The sequence below is a fragment of the Pedobacter psychrodurus genome (genome assembly GCF_032678585.1).
Classification (GTDB): domain Bacteria; phylum Bacteroidota; class Bacteroidia; order Sphingobacteriales; family Sphingobacteriaceae; genus Pedobacter; species Pedobacter psychrodurus_A.
The window spans coordinates 157,479-178,504 of record NZ_JAVTSN010000007.1 but is presented as its reverse complement, the minus strand read 5'-3'; the positions used below and the strand labels follow the sequence as shown (position 1 = coordinate 178,504).

The window sequence follows — 21,026 nt, the reverse complement described above, 5'->3', positions numbered from 1 at the left end:
TTTTTGTAAATGGAATATGTATAAAAGAGTCTATTATTGTTGTTTATCAATCGCTTCAGTTAAATCTTCTTTAATAAATTCCCAGATTTTGCCTTTTAAACATATTGGGTCAAAATCGTTATCTGCCATGTTGAAATCGATGAAATTATTCCTGATTTGGTTATCATCGTGTGTCCATTCGAAACGTTTCTTATGTAAAGCGATCATTTCGTTTGGGCTATAATTATCCAATAGCTCATGTATATCCCAGAAATCTTTCTTTCTGCCACCTCTTAATATTACGTCCATTTTCATAGCAATAATCTCCGGTACCGAAGCCATACGTACATCATCAGTATGAACAATAGCATCAAAAAATGGATCCATGCTGTAAAAAAGATCTAGTTTAACAATGTTATCTTTTTGGGTGCCGATAAGATAGGATTTCCAAGGCCGGCAAATTGACCAAAATCACCTTGAACATAAGGAAACTTGACTCGAAGAAACTCCTCGATAAGATCAAAGTCGATCGATCCATAAGCTGCATCAGTAAAAAGATCGATGTCAACCGATAAGCGGTGGCCAAGATAAAGACTAAGTGCGGTTCCGCCAACCAAACGAAAAGCAGATAGTTCTTCTGCTTGCATAAGTTGGAGCAAACTACTTTTCAATAATTGATTTACAGTATTCCAGTACATAATGTTGCTTGATTATTTGAGCGATGTTTCTCTTCGCTCACGTCCTTTAGTACTTTTTGTTACTTTATTTATTTTATCCTGACCATAGAATCTAATTAGCTCATTTTTCTCTTCATTATTTCCGCGTTCTAAAACTCTTTCTATAACAGATTGATATTGTGTTTGCCAGTTAATTTTATCAAAATCAGTGTCCCAGAACAAGATTTTTCTGATAATTGATAAGTTAGGCTTATCGGCTAAACTTCGTTTGTCTTTTTCCTTTTGAATTTCGTAATATGCCTGGAGAATCAGCATTGTGCCTTCTTCCAGTCCCAGAGTTTGATCTAGTTTTATAGAGAGTGCCGCTGTCATTCCTCTTTTGCCTTTTGTAATATCATTTAGTATTTGAGGGTATTCGTTCATAGAAAGCGCTAAAGGACCTTTCTTAAACCCTTTTTTTTTCAGTTCCCGTTCCAGTATAAAACCGGGATGAATGCCTTTAAATTTGCTGATCAGCTTTTCCATATTCAAAAATAAACAAAATTGTTTATAAAATAATGTTTATTTTATCTGAAAGATGATGTTAGAGGCAAATTCTATGTACATCCTTTTCTGTTATGAATACTTACGTTATAGAATTTAAGGGAGATAGACGGTTATATGTCGTTTATCTTGTGTTTATTTTACATTCTTGAAGTTTCATAACTCAATTAAGTGCGCTTTCAATAAAGAGATCTGATTGTGAAATAGCTTGGGTTAGTGTAAAACTTACACTATTAAATGAATCTTTTATAAAAAAGCTACAGCCCTTTTATAAAATATTTGTATTATAGTACTTTCTTAAGCACATCCCAGTTTAAGAGGTATGAATTTAAAAATTTGAATAAATAACGATGGAAGCGCAAAACGACAAACCGAACGAGACAAGTGATCTGATTGAAAAAGAGCAGGAAATACAGCATTTAAACAATCCGGTTGATATATCTGTAAAACCAATTGTTAAACAATACCTTGGGGCAGTTAAAAAAGTAAAAAAAGAAGGCAATCGCTTTTATTTTTCAGATGGTGATGCCAGAGTGGAAGTGCGGGTGGTAAGTGATGATATTATCCGTGTACGTTTGGCGCCACATGGTGTTTTTTTGGATGATTTTTCATATGCCGTACCAGAAGTTGATCAAAAAGTTTCCGTTTTTAAGATGCAGGAACATGAAGATCACTATACCATTTCTACGCATGCGGTTACCTGTAAAATAGAAAAAGCCAACTTTCATGTTTCCTTCTTTGATAATATTACCAATGTGGTGATGGTAGATGAAGTCAATTCTATGCATTGGGAAGAAAATGTGGATTTTGGCGGCTATTATATTTATGCAACTAAAAAATGTCACCCGGAAGAAAATTTCTTTGGTTTGGGAGATAAATCTGGCAATTTTAACCTGCGTGGCCGCCGTTTCGAAAACTGGAATACCGACGCCTATTCTTTCGGTTGGAACCAGGACCCGCTATACCGAACTATACCTTTTTACATAGGTTTGCACAATCAGGCCGCTTATGGTATCTTTTTCGATAATACTTTTAAATCGTACTTCGATTTTGGTGGCGAAGATGTGAATAAAACCAGTTTCTGGGCAGATGGGGGCGAACTTCAATATTACTATATTCATGGGCCGCATATTATGGATGTGGTTAAGCGTTATGCAACCTTAACCGGTACACACCCAATGCCGCCAAAATGGACATTGGGTTATCAGCAATGCCGCTGGAGTTATTATCCGGAATCAAAGGTTAAAGAAATAGCCAAACAGTTCAGAGAACGAAAAATCCCTTGCGATGCCATTTATTTGGATATCGATTACATGGACGGCTACCGTTGTTTTACCTGGAATAAAAAATACTTTCCAGATCCGCGGAGAATGATCAAAGAACTTTCAGATGATGGTTTTAAAACAGTAGTGATGATCGATCCCGGAATTAAGGTTGATGATGATTACTGGGTTTTTAAGGAAGGTAAAGAAAAAAGATTTTTCTGTCGCCGCAGCGACGATTATTACATGGAAGGACATGTTTGGCCTGGCCGTTGTCAATTTCCAGACTTTACCAATCCTAAAGTACGTACCTGGTGGGGTAACCTATACAAAGAATTGGTAGATATGGGCGTAGCAGGTTTTTGGAATGATATGAACGAACCTGCCGTTTTTGGTTCGGGAACATTCCCTAACGATGTTCGCCATAATTATGATGGCTACCGTGGATCGCACCGTAAAGCACATAATGTGTACGGTATGCAGATGGTAAGGTCAACTTACGAAGGGCTCAAAAAGCTAATGCGCAATAAACGCCCGTTTACCATTACCAGAGCCGGTTATGCCGGTATGCAACGTTATGCCAGTGTGTGGACTGGTGATAATATCGCCACATGGGAACACCTAAAAATCGGAAATATCCAGTGTCAGCGTTTGTCAGTTTCAGGTGTACCTTTCTGTGGGACAGATATTGGGGGATTTAGTGGGGAGCCAGATGGTGAATTATTTACACGTTGGATCCAATTGGGAACTTTTTCGCCTTTTATGCGTGCACACTCTGCCGGTGATACCGCCGAACGTGAACCTTGGAGCTTTGGCGAATTTTTCGAAGACATCAACCGCAAGTTTATCGAATTGAGATACCGTTTAATGCCTTATCTATATTCCGTCTTTTGGGAACATCACCGCTATGGCTTTCCTATTTTACGGCCATTGGTGATGCTGGAACAAGAGAATATCAGCAACAGCTTCCGTCAGGATGAATTCTGTTATGGGGACAAACTATTGATCTGTCCGGTTTTGGAGCAGGGGGCAATATCCAGAAAAGTTTACCTGCCAAAAGGAACCTGGTATAACTTCTGGACCAACGAAATTCTGGATGGCGGTAATGAGTATACCGTTGATGCTAAAATCGACAGTATGCCGATGTTTGTGCGTGCGGGTACCGTTCTGCCAGAATATCCGGTAATGCAATATGTTGATGAAAAATCGATCACTGAAGTAACCTTAAATATCTATCACAGCGACTACGAGGTAAATTCGTACATGTACGAGGATCATGGAGATACCTTTGCTTACGAACAGGATATTTATCTGGAAAAGAAATTCACCGTAAAAGGCGATACACAGGTTATTAAGGTGAACCAACGAAATGAAGGGTTGTATACACCTAATTATGAATTTTATGTGTGCAATGTAATTGGCGTAAAATTCCAGGTGAAAAAGATCGTCATAGACAATAAAGAGGTTACCGATTTCTTTACTGATGAAAAAAATATCCTCCATTTTAAATGCAATAAAAACTTTACCGATATACAGATTTTAAGTCTGTAACATTTAGCCCCAAATGCTGTTTAGTGTTTGGGGCTTTATCTATCTAGCCAAAATATCTATGTCAGCAGCAAAAAAAGTTCCTGCAAAAAATGCAGCGTTACCGAAGGTCGATAAAAAGAAATCCGTTTGGGTACATAGTTTATTTACCGATTACGACATTGATCTTTTTCTGATAGGAAAACATTTCAGGCTGTATGAGAAAATGGGCTCTCACCTGATTGCCGTTGAGGGTACTGCGGGAACTTATTTCTCAGTTTGGGCGCCTAATGCCATTCACGTAACGGTTGTCGGTAATTTTAATGACTGGAACAATGCCTTACACCCGTTAAATAAACGGTGGGATAAATCGGGTATTTGGGAAGGTTTTATCCCCGGTATTGCAAAAGGCGAGGTTTATAAATATTTTGTTAAAGGTTTTGATGAATCAGAACATTTAAAAGGCGACCCCTATGCCAGACGCTGGGAGCATCCACCGCAAACAGCCTGTATTGTTTGGGATACCGACTATACCTGGAAAGATAAGGCCTGGCTTAATAAAAGGGCTAAGATCAATGCTTTAGATCAGCCCATATCGGTTTATGAAATACATTTAGGATCCTGGGAACGCGATCCGGATAATCCAGAACGGGTTTTAAACTGCAGGGAAGTAGCCGGCAGGCTTGTGCCTTATGTTAAAGAAATGGGTTTTACGCACGTGGAACTCATGCCGGTAATGGAATTTCCATATTTTCCAAGTTGGGGTTATCAGATTACAGGCTATTTTGGTGCAAGCTCGCGTTATGGTTCGCCACAGGATTTAATGTACCTGATCGACGAACTTCATAAAGCAGGCATCGCGGTAATATTAGATTGGGTTCCTTCCCACTTTCCTGGCGACAGGCATGGTCTATATGAGTTTGATGGTACGCATCTGTATGAACACGCCGATATGAAAAAAGGATTCCATCCTGATTGGAAATCTTACATTTTTAATTATGATAGAAATGAGGTGCGTTCGTTCCTGATCAGCAATGCCTTATTCTGGATAGATCAGTACCATGCAGATGGATTAAGGGTAGATGCGGTGGCATCTATGTTATATTTCAATTTCTCCAGAGCAGATGGAGATGCTGCTACCAATGAATATGGAGGGAGCGAAAACTTTGGTGCGATCCAGTTTTTGCAGGACCTCAATGTTGCCGTATACGGGAATTATGATGGCGTGCAGACCATTGCCGAAGAAAGTAGTACTTATCCCGGTGTAACTCATCCGGTACATGCTGGTGGGCTGGGTTTTGGAATGAAATGGATGATGGGTTGGATGAATGACACACTGAAATACTTCAAGGTAGAAACCCTTGGACGGAAACATCATCACCATCAGCTCAGTTTTAGCATGACTTACGCTTTCACCGAAAATTTTATGTTGCCTTTTTCGCATGATGAGGTGGTACACGGTAAATCGCCAATGTTATATAAAATGCCAGGAGATGACTGGCAGAAATTTGCAAACCTTCGGGCACTTTATGGTTATATGTTTACACATCCCGGAGCAAAACTGCTGTTTATGGGGAACGAGTTTGGCGAAACCAATGAGTGGAATTTCACTCAATCGCTGGATTGGCACCTGTTGCAATATCCACCTCACAAAGGTATGCAGGAAACAGTTAAGGCTTTAAATTTTCTGTATAGAAAAGAGCCCGCGCTATATCATTTTAATTTTAGTTATGAAGGTTTCCAATGGCTAGATGCGGATAATGCAAACGAATCTGTCTTCACATTTATGCGCAAAGGGCCTAAAGCAAAAGATACTTTGGTGATTGCTATGAACCTAACGCCCGTAGTTCGAGAGAATTATAAAATAGGCGTTCCCTTTAAAACCAAATGGACAGAAATATTTAATACCGATGATATCGTATTTTATGGCGGTGGAATTAATAACAGGGGGAATATTGTTCCGGATCTGGAAGGTTATAACGGACAGGAATATTCTATAATTGTAGACTTACCGCCTTTGGCAGTAATTATACTGAAAAGCAACTAAACACATATTCAGTTTCAAATCACGCCAACACCGCATATAAAAGCATGGTTTTGGCGTGTTATAGCTTTATCTATTACGCCAAAAAATGTTTTTTTTGTCTTTTTCACTGTTAATTAAATATTTATGGTGCAGGTAATAGGAAGATCTGGGGAGAAGTTGTTTTAAATAGAATTGAAAATCTGGTGATTCTGAGTTGATTGCAGTGTACGGCCCGTAGACGAGTAGGGAAAACTTATTTAATCAGAAATGGATTTACGAAAGAAACTGTTTTGAATTTAGGCTCCAACATGCAACATTAAATCAACAGTCAGAAAATGTTAGCCTGGAACTTACGCAAGTAAAATTAGGATTTCCTTTAGCTAAGCCTAACACTTGGATTTTGGCTTTTCAGATGCTCATCCAATACCTCACACCCTAGTAAAAAAAGAACGAACAATAATTTTATTGATGAATTTCCATGGATCAACATTCCCTGTTTCGGATTTTTATCGGCATTCGAGAATTTTGGAACAGTTGGGCAACCGGAGAGAAAAAACTTGTCGTCGTAATCTTCGGCTCGGCTGCTTATTGGGATGATCAACAAGTTTATAAACACTTTTAATGTAGTGCTCCTGGGTTCGAATCCCAGCGGAATATAGAAAACTTGGGTGTTCTTTACATTTTGAATAAAATAAGTAATTTCTCTTAATCGCTCATTATATTATTAATTTTAATTGAAAATAATGAATCTGCGCGCATATGTACACTTGTCTGTGGCACATAATAAATCTGCGTATTTTTCACATTAGTAAGAAAATAATTGGTGTAGGTTAGGCCTTCCCAAGCAAGTCCTAAATAATCATATTCATCATAATTACTATAATTTGCATCATATTTTTGAGCAAACTCCTTCAATCCAGCAACCAGCACACCAATATGCTGAGCAATATATTGATGGTGTATATTTGCTCGGGTGGTTCCTGCCAATTTGCTTTCAAAAATATCCATTAACTCATTAAGCTCCATATTCTCGGGCCTAAGGCTTCGAGAAACTCTGTAATTGTGGATTGCCTTTAAATAACTCAATAACGATATTGGTGTCTAAGAGATTACTTCCAGTCATCTGGGTGGATTGTTTCACAAGATTCTGAAATTATACGTTCCATTTCTTCCGCCTCGTCCTTCGACCAGATTCCAGAAAAATCTTTTAAGCTTGGTGTTTTCTTAACTGTTTATTATTGGTATTCTTTAATAGCTTCTCCAAAGCAGATAAAGTAGCTTCACTCTTTACTTTGAGCATTTCTTCTATCAAATGCAATTTACGTGTCTCTATGTGCATGGATATGATATTGAGTGTTAATACAAAAATAAAGAATTATTTCTACAATAACCATACCCCTAAATCCTATGAATATGAGCACATGATTTCAAGTTTTTAATTTTCGTGATATTTATTTGTCAATAAACCTATATCCCTTCCTCAACCAATCAACAAAATCTTTAAAATCGCCATCATAATGCCTCTTTAGTACCAATAGTTGAAAGTGGCTTTTCTGGAAAAAACTAATAATTTCACTATCGATAACCGAATTTAAAAGTAAATTCAGGACGGTACACACTCCACACACATTAAGAAGGCAATAGGGACAGATAATGTTAGGCAGAAATATCCGCGTGGAGTTATATCCCTAAAGCTAAGGAAGAACAGCGTAGGCAAATCGACCTACTCATCGCTCGAAATGATCCTTGTATTAATATCTGTGAAATTAAATTTTCTGTTGCGCCTTTTAAAATCACTAAATCCTATCAAAAGGAATTGGATAACAAAATAAAGGTATTCCAGCATCAAACAGGAACAAGAAAAGCATTGTTCTTAACGATGGTCACAACTTATGGGATAACAAATGGGGAACGCTACCCTGGTTTGCTACAAAAAGAAATTACAATGGATGTATTGTTTGAATAATTACCGGAACTGATTTCAATTGGTTTCAAATAAGAAAAGCCTCTCATTTCTGAAAGGCTTTCTTAAACTCTGGAGTGGAAGCTTCCAGAGAGGGTGCAAAGATACAATAAGTCTTTTCTCCCACAAGAATTATTTCATAAAAATTAGGATGGTCTCACAACTATCAAATTGTCTTATTGATAGCTACATCAAATTGATCCCATTTTCTCATCTCACACGAGATGTAATTTTTTGAATTCATCTGATTTTTTGATAAATGTCAACAAAAAAGGCCTCTGCGGTGTTTTAAAGGGAGTAATGAATAAAGTGAACGGATGATGTGCTGTTGGCTAAACGTACTTTTGCGTCAACGAACAAATAAACTATTTATTTTACTTCATCCAAAACCAATATTGAAAAGGCGCTCTTGTCTATCTTTTCTGGTGTTTGTGTTATCATTGGTGCCGGCTTTTTTACGCGCACAGGTTGTGGCACAGTGTGAAAATACAAAGCGTACCTACGCCGATTTTCAGGGCTCAATCCAATACGGATTAAAAGTATTGGGAGGTTCTTTGATTATGGGAACGATTTCGGATGCGCCAAACGCTGTTAATGGCCAGGTTAAAGATGCCTCCACATTGGGGGTTGGAGTTGGTTTGGCAGGCTTGGCATCCTCAACACAATTTTTGCAGTTCAGTGCAGCCGGGGGTTCGCCCAGATCAATCCCTGCTAATACCCCGGTTACGATAAAAATTTCATTGCCTACCGAGGTTTTAAGTGTGTTAAGTGGGGTAGAGATTGGAACATTTACCGGTTTGCAACCAGTTGGCGCGTCTTGGCCCTTAGGAGGTTTATTGGGCGCTGGTCATGGTGCGGGTTACACCGCTACAAGTATCAATCCGATCTATAACTCAACCAATATTGCAGGCGTTATCAGCGGCTCAGGGGAGATTGAGATTACGCTTAGCCCGAACCAGATTTATAACGGAATTTATGTTAAGGTTTCAGGTACCTTATTATCGGTAGCATTATCGGCAAAGCTGTTTCACGCCTACATTATGGAGACCACTACGAATCATATTGATTGTGATGAAGTAATTGATGTTCTCTCTGGTGTGCAGCCAACCGTTATTGGTGGGGTATTAAACGCAAGTGGAAGGGTAACAGATCCTTTTAATTCAATCGACAGCGATAAGGATAGTTATGCCTTGATGGATGTTGGGATCTCCGTATTAAACAAAATATATCTGACTGCAATATTTAATAAACCCTCTCAGCCTAAAGATTCTGTAAGCATAATCATCGGTAAGCCAGGGGGTGGGTTGCTCAATCTGAATTTGCTAACGGGGTTTGTCATTCAGCCGTATTTAAATGGGGCCAAGGCGGGGGCTGCATTCGATAATACGGGGACTTTTCTAAACATTAGGCTATTTCCGGGTTCAACGGATAAATATGAAGTAACATTTCCGATTACTGCGGTTTACGATCGTTTAGAAATCACAACAGGTGGATTGGCAGGAGTGTTGGGTTCACTTCGGATTTACGATATTAAAAGAAAACTGGCAAAGCCTCGCACATTAATAGATCCTATTGCTGAAGATGCCAGGGCAATTTGTCAGGGTGAAACCACCACATTTTCTGTTAACAATCCACAGGTATGTACAGAGTACAAATGGTATGATGCTGAAACAGGGGGTACCTTATTGCACATAGGGGAAAACTATACTCCTACATCTTCTTTGGTTCCGGGAGATTATATTTATTATGTGCAGGGTAGCAGGACATACTGTGTAACAGGTGTTTCTGAAAGGCTCCGGGTGAAATTAAAAGTAAATCCGCTGCCAACACTTGCAGTACCTGGTATAACAATCTGTAGTGGATCTTCAACAATACTTTCTGTTACTATGCCCGATCCTGCTTTTACTTATAACTGGTACGGTTTACAATCAGGAGGTCCACTACTCAAAACCGGTACAACTTATACAACTCCTATTCTTACAGGAACAACCACGTATTATGTAGAAGCAATAAGTACGATAACCGGATGTAAAAATGCAGGGGGCGCCCAATCTGTAGAAGTTAAAGTGAAACAATATGCTCCTGTTCCTGCAATTGTTGGTCCTGTTACGATGTGTGGTGGCACGAGTGCAAAGTTTACAAACGCTTATCCGAATGGAACATGGAGTACCAGCGATCCAGCTATTGCACCAATAGATGCCACAGGCAAGGTTGCTGCAATTGCAGCCGGAAGTGTAGTTATTAGTTATACCGTTGGCGATGATGCTACGTATTGCGGAAAAAAAGTAGATTTTAACTTAAATGTAAATCCACAGCCAAATATAACCTTAGCGCCGGATCCGGGCATCTGCGAGGAGCTTAGTACAACCAAAATAACTTACACCAATCCTGTTTTTGCCCCTGTTATGTACAGCATAAGCTGGGTTGCTGGCCCAATGACTAACGTAATTGACCAGGCTTTACCTGCAAACGAAATTACGATCAATGTTCCTCCTCATACACCTGCCGCGCTATATCAAGGGACATTGACCATTAAAAACGCGAACGGCTGCGAGCGTGCTATCCCATTTAGTTTTAGGGTAAAGCTTGTACCGCATAAACCAACAGTATCTATTAACTAAAAAGACAATAAATTATTCATCCAAACAAACTAAAATCATGACAAAAAAAACTACAAAACGCAATTCAAGGATCTTCGCATTTTTAATGTTCTTATTGCCGCTAGGTGCTTTCGCACAAACTACGCCCAATGTATACCTGTGCGGAACGGGTACTGTAAAACTTACCCCGACATTTACCGGATATATTCCTGCTACGGGCGATAAAATAATCTGGACAGTTGACGGTACTGCACAGGGCGCTGTAACCTATGCTACTGCAGCTGACGTGATCTTCAATGTGCCAGCAACATTACCAACAGGAACGCACACCTATTCAGTTCAGGTAATACCGGCCGATGCGAATCTTTGTCCGAGTGATGCGTCCGATAATACTGTTGTTGAGAAGTTACCTCCCCCTGCAATTGCTGTAAATGCACCTGGAAGTGTTTATTGTACTGATCAAACTGGAAGCACGGTAATTACTGCAAGTAAAGACGCAGCACTGGTATTGCCTACAGGTGTCGCTTTAGTTTACACATGGTCTGCAACGAAAGCTGGTGTGGCGGTTACCGATCTTGCCACGTTAGGTACACAATCAGGAACGAATAATGAACTCTTCACCTTGAAAGCTGGAATAACACCAGATGCTTACGAGTTTACTGCCGAAGGTAAATATGCTGTTGGTTCTGCGCTTATTGCACCGTCTACAAGTTGTTCGGCAACCGCATCTAAGGCCATCACGGTAACTGTTAAACCTGGTAAAGCAACTATCTCGGTAGCACCATAAGGTGTTGCTGTACGCAAAGTCTAACAATTATGAGGTTTAACAGACTTGGGACAATTGTGTTCGGTATGCTGCTGCTTTTTGCAGTGGCATGCTTTGCGCAATCGAACAATCCCAATACGTTTAATCTTAAACCAGGCGTTACCGTTAAACTAAGGGCCAACGGTACCGGTGCCACCTCTTATCAATGGTTTAGAAATGGAAGCGCCATATTGGGTGCTACCACTCAAGACTATGTGGTAAACAGCGCAGGGAAATATACCGTTATTACTTTTAGCTCAGGCGGCTGTAGTTCAGATCTTTCCGAAGAAATGGAAGTGGTGATGGAATCGGTTATATCAGCAGATGTTTCTATCGTTAAAAGGTCAGAAGGTAGACAGGTACTAAATACTGAAGTATTCAAATACAACTTATTGGTACGCAACAATGGACCGGACATGGCTAGCAATGTGCAAGTAAAAGACGATCTCCCTGAAAATCTGACCTTTGTAAGCGTTGATCCTATAATAGTGGGTGCTGCAAGTTATAACGAGCAAACTAAAACAGTTTCCTGGGCAATACCATCTCTTGCCAATGGCAGTTTCGTTGAGCTGGTCATCAATGTAAGGTCAATGAAGCCTGGTAACGTGGTGAATAGTGCCACTGTTACGATTAATGAAATAGATCCTGATCCATCAAACAATATCTCTGTCGATACCAAAGAAATTACCGGACTTAAGATCCCGAACGTGTTTACGCCAAATGGCGATGGAAAAAATGAAACCTTCTTTATTGAACGTTTAGACCGTTACAGCGAAAACCAGCTTACCATCATTAACCGCTGGGGAAGTACCGTTTATGAAAAGAACGGTTATTTAAACGATTGGACAGCAAATGGGTTGGTAGATGGAACTTATTTCTATGTAATTAAAGTGAAAACGGCAACCGGTCAGTGGCAGGAATTTAAAGGTTACGTAACTGTAATGAGATAAATGGAAGTTAAAATGTGAGGATATGAAAAAGATAATTTTAACGGCGTTATTTAATTTAATCGGTCTGTGTTTGTTTGCTCAGCAAAATGCGCAGTTCGGGCAATATGTATTCAGTGGTTTGTACATCAATCCGGCTTATGCCGGTTATAAAGAAGAACTGTACATGCAGGCCTTTGTGCGTGCGCAATGGGCTGGTATTCAAGGAGCACCCCAGACGCTTTCTATATCGGTTGATGAAGCCGTTAAAGAGGAAAGCTTAGGCCTTGGCCTTTTGGTATCTAAAGATAAGATTGGTGCGCAGAACTCGCTCAATGTATCGGGTAATTTTGCCTATCGCATAAAATTAGACCGCACCGAAACCAATGTGCTTGCATTTGGTGTTGGGATAGGTGTAATGCAGATGGGGCTTAATGGGAGTTTGCTCGATCCAACCGAAACTGGCGACAATAAGATCCCTACCGGATATGAAAGTAGAACCGTGCCCGATATCAGGGCTGGAGTACATTATTCGAACGAAAAATTCTTTATTGGTTTTTCTGCAAATAACCTCCTTACGCAATATCTTCCTGTTTTTAGAGATAATAATTTGCTCAATATTACTTCCAAACCCCATTTCTATTTAACCGCTGGAATGGTATTTCCAATGAACAGCGATTTTATGTTCAAGCCAACCTTTTTAGTCAAAGACGATCTGAATGGCCCAACTTCATTAGATTTGAATGCATTTTTGATGATCAAAGGAAAGCTATGGCTAGGTGGGGTATATAGAACTTCTATAAAACTTTATCCTAAACCAGAACTGCAGAGCGGTTTAAGGGCAAAAAGCGCGATTGGGTTAATCGCTGAATTCTTTGTGCGCGAAAACCTTAGGATCGGTTATGGCTATGATTACAGCTTAAATAAACTGGGCAATTATGATTACGGTTCGCATGAAGTATCTATTGGCTACTATCTGCAGACCGCAAAAACCCGCAGGCCAAAATGCTATTTTTAAGGTTATTCCTCATATGTTTGTTTTTAAAGAAATTCTATTTAGGAAATGATAGGCTTGCGTGTGGCATTATTAATGCTTATAAATGAATAAAGTGAACACTCAAGTTCTCTTACTGTATCTCCGCCTTGTCAAAGGAACAGATACAATTTTTTTTATAATCCCCCATTATCATATCCGCAAGCAATCTTTTTTAGTCATAAAGCAGTTTTACAGTTGAGCCACATCCTGAAGCATTTTCTGTTATACTCCGTCCAGTTGTTTGATTATTAGGGTGTTCCTTAAACAAATTGTAGCCATTCCTGTTGAAGCTATAATATCAAATTCCATGCAAGTGTCACTTAGTAGCAACATCAATCCAAATCATGATGCCAATCTTAAAGTCTGGATTTCCGAACAGGGGATTTTATTCAATAGGCTGCGTGCTAAAGATGCAGCAGCATTTAAAATCTTATATCAACAATACGCTGCAGCCATCTTTGGGACTATCACCAGGAGTATAAAGGATGAGGAAAAAGCCAAATCCATTTTGGAACAAACCTTCTGTGAGGTTTGGCAAGCATTTCCAGAATACGATGAAACCAAAATCAGTGTTTTTACCTGGATTCATCAGATCGCATCCCGAAAAATCAAGAAAATCACTTTATAGAAAAATTTTAACAGCATAATCGTCTCAATCATCTACTTTATTTTTAAGTTTCAATTGTATTTGCTATAATTAAGGGTCTAAAGTCTATCCCTATTTGTGTATGCTCGAATCCCGCAAGGTATTTTTAGTTAATGCTGTATTGAATTATTTCAGCAGTTTAAACCCGATTACACCTGGTTTTATCCAGGAAATTCAAAATAATGTGCAACCCATCTTAATTAAAAAGAACAAGTACATTTTATCGCCAATTGATAATAATGATTGTGTTTTTTTTGTGGTAACAGGTCTGGTAAGAGGTTTTGTTAAAGAAGATGGTAAAGAAATTACCACCTGGATTAGTTTAGGTAGTGAATTTATAGGGGCTATCCAGCACCCTGATGCCAGTCTCGAACCTTCTAAAGAATATCTGCAGGCACTAGTTCACTCAGAACTGGTGGCTATTAGTGACCCCTCCATTTCAGTGCAAAGTGGCCGCCAATTGGATTGCCGAGTAAACACTAAATTGTTCCTTTCCTTCTGAAAAAATACCAACATCTCCTCCCAACTGCTTTTTAGATTCAGTTTTCTCTAAAATAATCCATCCTAGACTCAAATTAGCCCAAAACCAGACGTTCTGGGTAATCCAAGTTACGAAATCTCAGCAAATGCGATATAAGCAGCTCAGAAGGACTGATGAGCTAATAGCCTTTAATCACAAGAGCTTCCCTACAGGCTCTAATTTCGCTTAAATTCGAAGAAATATTTCCTGAAACTATGATCTAAAAAAGCAGCTAAGACAACCAAAACGGCCACTTTGCTCCGGAATCAGGCGTCAGTTTGAAGCGAAATGGAGCGTCACTTTGAAAACGGAACGAGCGGCCATTTTCCCTGAAATACCCAGTGATTTGACTCTTCCTGAATTTACTTGTCGTTTTTGAGTTATAATACTAGAATTAGTTTACATCTTCTGAGTGGTAATACTAGAATTAGTTTACACCACTTTCTTTTAAATGGAATCTTTCAATAAACTTATTAGAAGATTTAAGCTAAGCTTGCCCTATAATTTAGGTAAATGACTTAAGTCAAGGGAAACTAGTACCGCGGAGAAAGACTAAAGGGTAAATTAGTTTACTAAGAAAATTATGTACTCAAAGTAACTGTTGCCCTCCCTTTGTATGAATGCTAAAGAATTAATTTATGCTGTTTTTTTTGCTGGAAATCACACGCTATTATACAGACCACAGTGGCCTAAATTTCTTCCTTTTTTGAGGCCATCTAATTTAATTTTTAATTTTTGTAGCGTTTTCATTATTTAACACGTATATTTAACTAACAGGTAAGATTCGCATTATTAGTCATTTGTTTTATATCATTTCAGTACCTAATAATTAATATTCTCTAAATTATAACTCTTATGAAAAGTAAACTTTTTTTTCTCACCATCGGCAGCTCGCTACTTTTTCTTGTCAATAGCTGTAAAAATGATGATCTTGTTAAACTGGACTCAAAAACTAATGAAGACTTAACTTCGAACAGTGTGATGTCAAAATCTAGTTTAGGATTGATTGATACACTCGTAAATAATGAAGGCTATATTATTTATTTAAAAAAAACAGCTTCATCTTACAGAAATATTACTGAAAGTCCAGCTAAGACATTTAAAGAACAACTAATTCAGTCCCGTGCCGCTGCAAACGTCTTTTTGAACAAACTAACCATAGATCCAAAAAAAATAGAAACAGTTTACGCAACCTTTCCTGCTTTCTTTGCTAAAATTTCTAATGCAGAAGTACAGCTTCTTAGAAAAAATCCTGAAGTTGATAGGGTCGTTCTTAACCAAAGATTCAACGCGATAACAGGCGTGATGGATAATACTTCCAGAGGGAATTCCCTCAATACAAATCTATCCTTTAGAACCTATCCCGGCTATTCTGATTCAACACCAGCCGGTGTCACCCGTGTTGGCGGAGGCCAAATGGATGCTACGACCGGTAATGCTGTTTGGGTTTTAGATTCGGGCTGCGATCTTTATAATTCAGAGCTCAATATTGACCAGACCCGCGCCGCAACCTTTGTTCCTGGTTCAACCTCGGCACAAGATCAAAATGGTCATGGTACGCACGTTGCGGGAATAATTGGGGCAAGAGCTAACAATACTGGAATCGTTGGGGTTGCACCGAATGCCAGACTTGTCCCGGTCAGGGTAACAGACGCGCAAGGCGGCACTACAGAAGCCACAATTTTAGCAGGCCTGGATTATATCCAGTCGATGGTCGTAGCACATAACACAGCAGATATTGTCAATGTCAGCTTAGGATATAATGGTAGAAATGCATCGACGGTGTTGGACGAAAAAATTATTGCCATGTCAGAATTGGGAATAAGATTTGTAATTGCAGCAGGAAATTATCGCGACGATACGCAATACTATCCGATGGCCCGTATACAGCATTATAATGTTTGGGTGATTGCTGCTATAAATTCTGCAAATGATAGTTTTGCAAATTATTTTCCAAATTCTTCTCAAGGCTCCAATTATGGAGCAAGCATTACCTGCGCCGACCCCGGCGTGAATGTATATTCAACCTATCCGGGTTCCTACGCAACGTTAAGTGGAACATCAATGGCTGCACCTCATTATACTGGTGTGCTGATGTATCCATGGGTACCGTGTGGCTGCCCATGTGATTTAGGACCAAGCCTTACCCTGGCCGACCAGGTTGCTAAGCAACAAAAAGAAGCACAAAAGCAGAGTTTTTGTGTTACTACCCCATCAACAACCTACGCTAATGGTGTACCAAACGGTGGAAGCCAACAAGTTGGGGTCGTTAAAAGACTTGAATTTAGACCATTCTAATATGAAAATACTACCGATTACAATCATAATGACGGTTTTACTTGGCGTTTGTGCATGCAAGAAGACAAAATCAAATACCGAAGAAACAACGACTGCTTATATAGTTTATCTTCAAAAAGACAGTCTTAATTCCTATCTAAAACCATCAACTTCCGCAGATACAGCAGGGATTAGAAAAAAGATTACTGCTTATGCGACAAAGATTTTGAAAGACCGGGCAATTCCAGAAACGCTTATTCAAAATAGCTTTTATAACTCTGCAAATTCGACAGGGTTCATTGCGTCAATAAGGGACGAAAAACAAATTACCAGCTTAAAACTGGATAAACGGATAGATAGTCTGCATAAAAGCATATCTTTCCAAGGCTTTTAGAAGTAACAGGAACCTCATGAGTTGAAATACTTATTAAATTTGGAAGTGTTCATTTAACAGGCTTTTCGATAAAATGTGAAAATCTTAAATGTTATGTTTTAAGAGCTAATCGATTAACAAAATTATTAAGATCGACCCTGATTCTTTGGTCAATATGTATTATGGATGTTGATATTTTCAGACAAAAACAGCTTTTTGGAGTTGATTTTACCATTGATTTTTAGTGGCAAAAGGGGAAAAAATAGGGGAAACGATATGCGTTTAAATGCCTTTAAAGGCATTTTTTTAATTTTCTCTTTCAGTTCTAAAACTGGCTTCAAGCGTGCTTTAATGCGGTTTTTTGTCGTTTTTTATAAAAACTGTTTAAAGTATGATTATAGACAAAATCACGTTTTGGACTTCACAGATGTGGAAAACTTTTTTGTTAAAACCTATCGAAAACTTCTTTAGTTCGCCCATTTTTAATGGTCAATGCAGGCTCAGTGCCCTTCTTGCATATTTCACTAATAGTGGTTCTTCGTCACTTTTGGTCTGCGATCCGTTTACACCGGAACTGCTGAGACAGCAGGAAAGTGTAGAACGCAGTGATGCGTTTAACTGTAGTTCTGTATTGGTGCAATTCCAATCTCCCGGGTATCGGGATGAAAGCATAACCCACATGGGTATGGGCTGACGATCATATCTATGCAAGCATGGGTTAAAAGATGGTAACCGGAAGTCCGATCTGGAACCCTATCGAGCAAAGTTGAATAAGATTACGAGAGAAACCTGTGTCTGAATCATCGTAATGGCGAAATAGCGAAAGGGACTGATTACGCTATCACCAAAAGGTGCGGAATACCAGACTAATCTGAAAGTATCAAAGTTCAGATTGATACCAGTCAATTCCCGGTGAACAGCAGGAATCTAAGTTCAACGCAAAACAGGATTATGGAACGGAGTAACCACCATACCCGCTCTCAAAGTTAAGACTCTGAGTAGGCAGTCAGCCGCATGCGACGTGTATGGGGAGGGATTGTTTCAGAAGCAAATGCCCAAAGTAATGTTTGGGATAAGCTGACGGAAACACGATTATTTGGAAGATAGAGTTGTAAGTAGCAGTAAATAAGTTATGAACCAAACTGAAAAGTTAAGGTATGAATGTGAATGGTCAAAGATCGATTGGAATACAACCGAACGGGCTGTTTTTAAGCTGCAAAAACGGATTTATCGAGCCTCTTTAAACGACAATAAAAAGGGAGTAAGACACCTGCAAAGATTATTATTAGCTTCAAAACAAGCGAAATTGCTAGCCGTTAGAAGAGTAACACAGGACAACAAGGGCAAGAATACGCCCGGAGTAGATGGTGTCGCTTCTCTTACACCTGTACAGCGTAACAAACTGGCTAATGACTTAAAGCTCAGCGAAAAGGCCACGCCATTCAGGAGAGTCTGGATAGACAAACCCGGTAAAAGTGAAAAACGGCCACTCGGTATTCCCACAATATCGACCAGAGCTAAACAGACATTGCTCAAAATGGCCTTAGAGCCGGAATGGGAAGCAAGGTTCGAGCCTGATAGCTATGGGTTCAGGCCTGGCAGATCATGTCACGATGCGATCAGGGCTATATATGGCGCAGCCTTTAGAAAACAGGCATACGTTTTGGATGCCGATATAGCCGGATGTTTTGACAACATCAACCATCAGCAACTACTGAAGAAAGTAGATACCTGCCCTAAAATTACCAGAATCATTAAAGCATGGCTTAAAGCGGGTATTGTGGATAAAGGTTTCCCTCCGAAATCCAATGAAAGCGGCACACCGCAAGGATCTGGAATCTCACCCTTGCTTGCCAATATCGCACTGCACGGAATGGAAGAGGATACCAGACAATACCTAAGGCGTGACCTGATGGAATATTGTAAACTTCACAGGAAAGGGATAACCGGAAAATGGCAGGATACCATATCTATCATCCGCTATGCCGATGACAGTGCGCCATGAACGAAATCAATCCCGTAAGATAGATTTCGGTGCTATAATGACGATGGAGGAAGGCCCTCCGAAATCGGTTTGCAGGAACTGGTTTCAAATCACCGTATGCTGCTGCATTAAAGAGATGTGGTGGTGAGCGATACGGAAAAGGCAGTTAGAACTGTCAGATACCTATACAGAAGATGACCGCAAGGAAATCACTGATGAAATGTCGAAAGCGTAGGAACGATGTCAAAACCGGGGGGGAGTCGTTAACCCGGGATAAGTTTGAAGGGAACCTGTTTACCGATCAAACGGCATCCGGCACAAAGGTGACATGATCTGTATAGAGGCGTTGTTATGGAACTTGGGAACCTGTCGTCTGATGTCAAGGGAGACAACCAAGCAGAGGCCCTGTTAGCTTAAGAGTACCAATGCAGGCACAGGGACGGAGTGTTCAGTAGTAGTTATTAAGGTTGCTGTAATGGGAACTGAGCGAAGGGGACACATTATTCAACTAATTGAATTAGTCAACTAAATGAAAAAAAAAAAACTTTAGGAGGAGCAAATGCAAGAAGCAAAAAGTCATCTAAAATTCCAAAACTGCTCATAGCGGAGGCCTATGAGAGGGTAAAGGCGAATCAGGGAGCTGCAGGAGTGGACAAAATAACCATAACAGATTTTGACAAGAAGTTAAAGTCAAATCTGTACAAACTATGGAACAGGATGTCATCCGGCAGTTATCAACCTATGGCCGTTCGATTGGTAGAAATACCAAAAGCAGGAGGAACTAGAAATTTAGGTATCCCTGCTGTAATCGATCGCATAGCCCAGATGGCTGCAGTTAAAGTTTTACAGCCTGTGATAGATCCTGTATTTCACGAAGACTCCTATGCCTATCGGCCAAACCGTTCAGCACATCAGGCAGTAGAAACCGCAAGGAAACGCTGCTGGCGATTCGATTGGGTACTTGATTTGGACGTAAGCAAATTCTTTGATACGATAGATCATGACCTGTTGATGAAAGCCATTAAGCGCCATACATCTGAAAGGTGGGTACTGCTGTACATTGAAAGATGGCTAAAGGTTCCGTACGAAGACAAAGAAGGTAATCGCATAGAGCGGAGTCAAGGGGTTCCACAAGGCTCAGTAATTGGGCCAATCCTTGCCAACTTGTATATGCACTATGCCTTTGACGAATGGATGAAACGTAACTATGGGCATATTGTATTTGAGCGTTATGCAGATGATGCAATATGTCACTGCCGATCAAAAGATGAGGCCGAAAGACTACAGGCAGCTATTGTGAAAAGACTGGCTGAGTGCAAACTAACACTGAATGAAGGAAAGACAAAGATTGTTTACTGCAAAGACGACCTCAGGCAAGGTGCCTGGGTAAATGAGCAGTTTGACTTTCTTGGCTTCACATTCAGAGCAAGAAGATCCAAGAACAAAAGGGGTAAGTACTTTATCAACTTTAGTCCTGCGATGAGCACCAAAGCCAGAAAGAAGATGAGTGCAGAGATTAGAAGCTGGAACCTACAGGAACGGTCTGATAAGAGTCTGCAAGACTTGGCAAACAGGTTTAACGCCAAATTGCAGGGCTTTATTGGTTACTTCAGTAAGTTCTATAAATCTGAAATGTACCCATTGTTCCAACGCCTAAATTTTAGGCTCGCGCATTGGGCAGAAAGGAAGTTTAAAAAGGTAACACGCCACAAAACCAGGGCAATTAGACTATTAGGAAGAATGTGCAAACAGGAACCGAATTTATTTGCACACTGGCGATTAGGTGTAAGACCGGCAATGATCTAATAATTATGGAGAATTGTAGACTGAATAATAGGAGCCGGATGAGGTGCGAGTCTCACGTCCGGATCTGTGAGGGGCT

Annotated in this window: 16 protein-coding genes; 12 read left to right on the top strand and 4 right to left on the bottom strand. The window is 39.8% G+C overall.

The window, feature by feature from the left end:
* Nucleotides 1–33 precede the first annotated feature (33 nt).
* From R2S57_RS07000 to R2S57_RS06990, 3 genes are all read right to left on the bottom strand, one after another.
* Entirely contained in the window at nucleotides 34–366 is a 333-nt protein-coding gene (locus tag R2S57_RS07000; protein WP_316844332.1) for a nucleotidyl transferase AbiEii/AbiGii toxin family protein, read from the bottom strand.
* A gap of 14 nt (nucleotides 367–380) precedes the next feature.
* The gene (locus R2S57_RS06995) at nucleotides 381–626 is read right to left on the bottom strand and encodes a nucleotidyl transferase AbiEii/AbiGii toxin family protein (protein WP_316844331.1); all 246 of its coding nucleotides are present in this window, start codon (nucleotides 624–626) and stop codon (nucleotides 381–383) included.
* A gap of 63 nt (nucleotides 627–689) precedes the next feature.
* The gene (locus R2S57_RS06990; protein WP_316844330.1) at nucleotides 690–1,181 is read right to left on the bottom strand and encodes a transcriptional regulator; all 492 of its coding nucleotides are present in this window, start codon (nucleotides 1,179–1,181) and stop codon (nucleotides 690–692) included.
* Nucleotides 1,182–1,549: 368 nt separating this feature from the next.
* Between R2S57_RS06990 and R2S57_RS06985 the strand changes: the two genes are divergently transcribed.
* Together R2S57_RS06985 and glgB are read left to right on the top strand one after the other, a co-directional pair.
* Complete coding sequence (locus R2S57_RS06985) at nucleotides 1,550–4,012, top strand: glycoside hydrolase family 31 protein (RefSeq protein WP_316844329.1); 2,463 nt, start codon at nucleotides 1,550–1,552, stop codon at nucleotides 4,010–4,012.
* Between the two features lie 58 nt (nucleotides 4,013–4,070).
* On the top strand, nucleotides 4,071–6,035 hold the full coding sequence (gene glgB / locus R2S57_RS06980) for a 1,4-alpha-glucan branching protein GlgB (protein ID WP_316844328.1): 1,965 nt from the start codon (nucleotides 4,071–4,073) through the stop codon (nucleotides 6,033–6,035).
* A gap of 684 nt (nucleotides 6,036–6,719) precedes the next feature.
* Here glgB and R2S57_RS06975 read toward each other — a convergent pair.
* The gene (locus R2S57_RS06975) at nucleotides 6,720–7,040 is read right to left on the bottom strand and encodes a hypothetical protein (RefSeq protein ID WP_316844327.1); all 321 of its coding nucleotides are present in this window, start codon (nucleotides 7,038–7,040) and stop codon (nucleotides 6,720–6,722) included.
* A 1,407-nt stretch (nucleotides 7,041–8,447) separates the two neighbouring features.
* Here R2S57_RS06975 and R2S57_RS06970 point away from each other — a divergent pair.
* The 10 genes from R2S57_RS06970 (at nucleotide 8,448) to ltrA (ending at nucleotide 20,950) form a co-directional block, all read left to right on the top strand.
* Nucleotides 8,448–10,598, top strand: coding sequence for an Ig-like domain-containing protein (locus tag R2S57_RS06970; RefSeq protein WP_316844326.1), 2,151 nt, complete (start codon nucleotides 8,448–8,450; stop codon nucleotides 10,596–10,598).
* A gap of 37 nt (nucleotides 10,599–10,635) precedes the next feature.
* The gene (locus R2S57_RS06965) at nucleotides 10,636–11,364 is read left to right on the top strand and encodes a hypothetical protein (protein WP_316844325.1); all 729 of its coding nucleotides are present in this window, start codon (nucleotides 10,636–10,638) and stop codon (nucleotides 11,362–11,364) included.
* Nucleotides 11,365–11,393: 29 nt separating this feature from the next.
* A complete protein-coding gene (locus R2S57_RS06960; RefSeq protein WP_316844324.1) occupies nucleotides 11,394–12,332 on the top strand; it encodes a gliding motility-associated C-terminal domain-containing protein in 939 nt (312 codons plus the stop codon).
* A 22-nt stretch (nucleotides 12,333–12,354) separates the two neighbouring features.
* On the top strand, nucleotides 12,355–13,326 hold the full coding sequence (locus R2S57_RS06955; protein WP_316844323.1) for a type IX secretion system membrane protein PorP/SprF: 972 nt from the start codon (nucleotides 12,355–12,357) through the stop codon (nucleotides 13,324–13,326).
* A 325-nt stretch (nucleotides 13,327–13,651) separates the two neighbouring features.
* Nucleotides 13,652–13,972 (top strand): RNA polymerase sigma factor, encoded by a 321-nt coding sequence (locus R2S57_RS06950; RefSeq protein WP_316844322.1) that lies wholly within the window; start codon nucleotides 13,652–13,654, stop codon nucleotides 13,970–13,972.
* Nucleotides 13,973–14,072: 100 nt separating this feature from the next.
* The gene (locus tag R2S57_RS06945) at nucleotides 14,073–14,492 is read left to right on the top strand and encodes a hypothetical protein (protein ID WP_316844321.1); all 420 of its coding nucleotides are present in this window, start codon (nucleotides 14,073–14,075) and stop codon (nucleotides 14,490–14,492) included.
* An 873-nt stretch (nucleotides 14,493–15,365) separates the two neighbouring features.
* Nucleotides 15,366–16,808: a S8 family serine peptidase gene (locus tag R2S57_RS06940; RefSeq protein ID WP_316844320.1), complete on the top strand. Its 1,443-nt coding sequence runs from the start codon at nucleotides 15,366–15,368 to the stop codon at nucleotides 16,806–16,808.
* Nucleotide 16,809: 1 nt separating this feature from the next.
* A complete protein-coding gene (locus R2S57_RS06935; RefSeq protein WP_316844319.1) occupies nucleotides 16,810–17,181 on the top strand; it encodes a hypothetical protein in 372 nt (123 codons plus the stop codon).
* A 1,111-nt stretch (nucleotides 17,182–18,292) separates the two neighbouring features.
* A complete protein-coding gene (locus R2S57_RS06930) occupies nucleotides 18,293–19,165 on the top strand; it encodes a reverse transcriptase N-terminal domain-containing protein (protein WP_316844318.1) in 873 nt (290 codons plus the stop codon).
* A gap of 495 nt (nucleotides 19,166–19,660) precedes the next feature.
* A complete protein-coding gene (gene ltrA / locus R2S57_RS06925) occupies nucleotides 19,661–20,950 on the top strand; it encodes a group II intron reverse transcriptase/maturase (protein WP_316844333.1) in 1,290 nt (429 codons plus the stop codon).
* The last annotated feature ends 76 nt before the right edge of the window (nucleotides 20,951–21,026 follow it).

Coding starts and splice junctions, on each gene's coding strand:
- R2S57_RS06975 (WP_316844327.1), bottom strand. CDS start 7,040: ATGGAGCTTAATGAGTTAATGGATATTTTTGAAAGCAAATTGGCAGGA.
- R2S57_RS06955 (WP_316844323.1), top strand. CDS start 12,355: ATGAAAAAGATAATTTTAACGGCGTTATTTAATTTAATCGGTCTGTGT.
- R2S57_RS06995 (WP_316844331.1), bottom strand. CDS start 626: ATGCAAGCAGAAGAACTATCTGCTTTTCGTTTGGTTGGCGGAACCGCA.
- R2S57_RS06965 (WP_316844325.1), top strand. CDS start 10,636: ATGACAAAAAAAACTACAAAACGCAATTCAAGGATCTTCGCATTTTTA.
- R2S57_RS06990 (WP_316844330.1), bottom strand. CDS start 1,181: ATGGAAAAGCTGATCAGCAAATTTAAAGGCATTCATCCCGGTTTTATA.
- R2S57_RS06950 (WP_316844322.1), top strand. CDS start 13,652: ATGCAAGTGTCACTTAGTAGCAACATCAATCCAAATCATGATGCCAAT.
- R2S57_RS06985 (WP_316844329.1), top strand. CDS start 1,550: ATGGAAGCGCAAAACGACAAACCGAACGAGACAAGTGATCTGATTGAA.
- R2S57_RS06960 (WP_316844324.1), top strand. CDS start 11,394: ATGAGGTTTAACAGACTTGGGACAATTGTGTTCGGTATGCTGCTGCTT.
- R2S57_RS06940 (WP_316844320.1), top strand. CDS start 15,366: ATGAAAAGTAAACTTTTTTTTCTCACCATCGGCAGCTCGCTACTTTTT.
- R2S57_RS07000 (WP_316844332.1), bottom strand. CDS start 366: ATGGATCCATTTTTTGATGCTATTGTTCATACTGATGATGTACGTATG.
- glgB (WP_316844328.1), top strand. CDS start 4,071: ATGTCAGCAGCAAAAAAAGTTCCTGCAAAAAATGCAGCGTTACCGAAG.
- R2S57_RS06935 (WP_316844319.1), top strand. CDS start 16,810: ATGAAAATACTACCGATTACAATCATAATGACGGTTTTACTTGGCGTT.
- R2S57_RS06930 (WP_316844318.1), top strand. CDS start 18,293: ATGAACCAAACTGAAAAGTTAAGGTATGAATGTGAATGGTCAAAGATC.
- R2S57_RS06945 (WP_316844321.1), top strand. CDS start 14,073: ATGCTCGAATCCCGCAAGGTATTTTTAGTTAATGCTGTATTGAATTAT.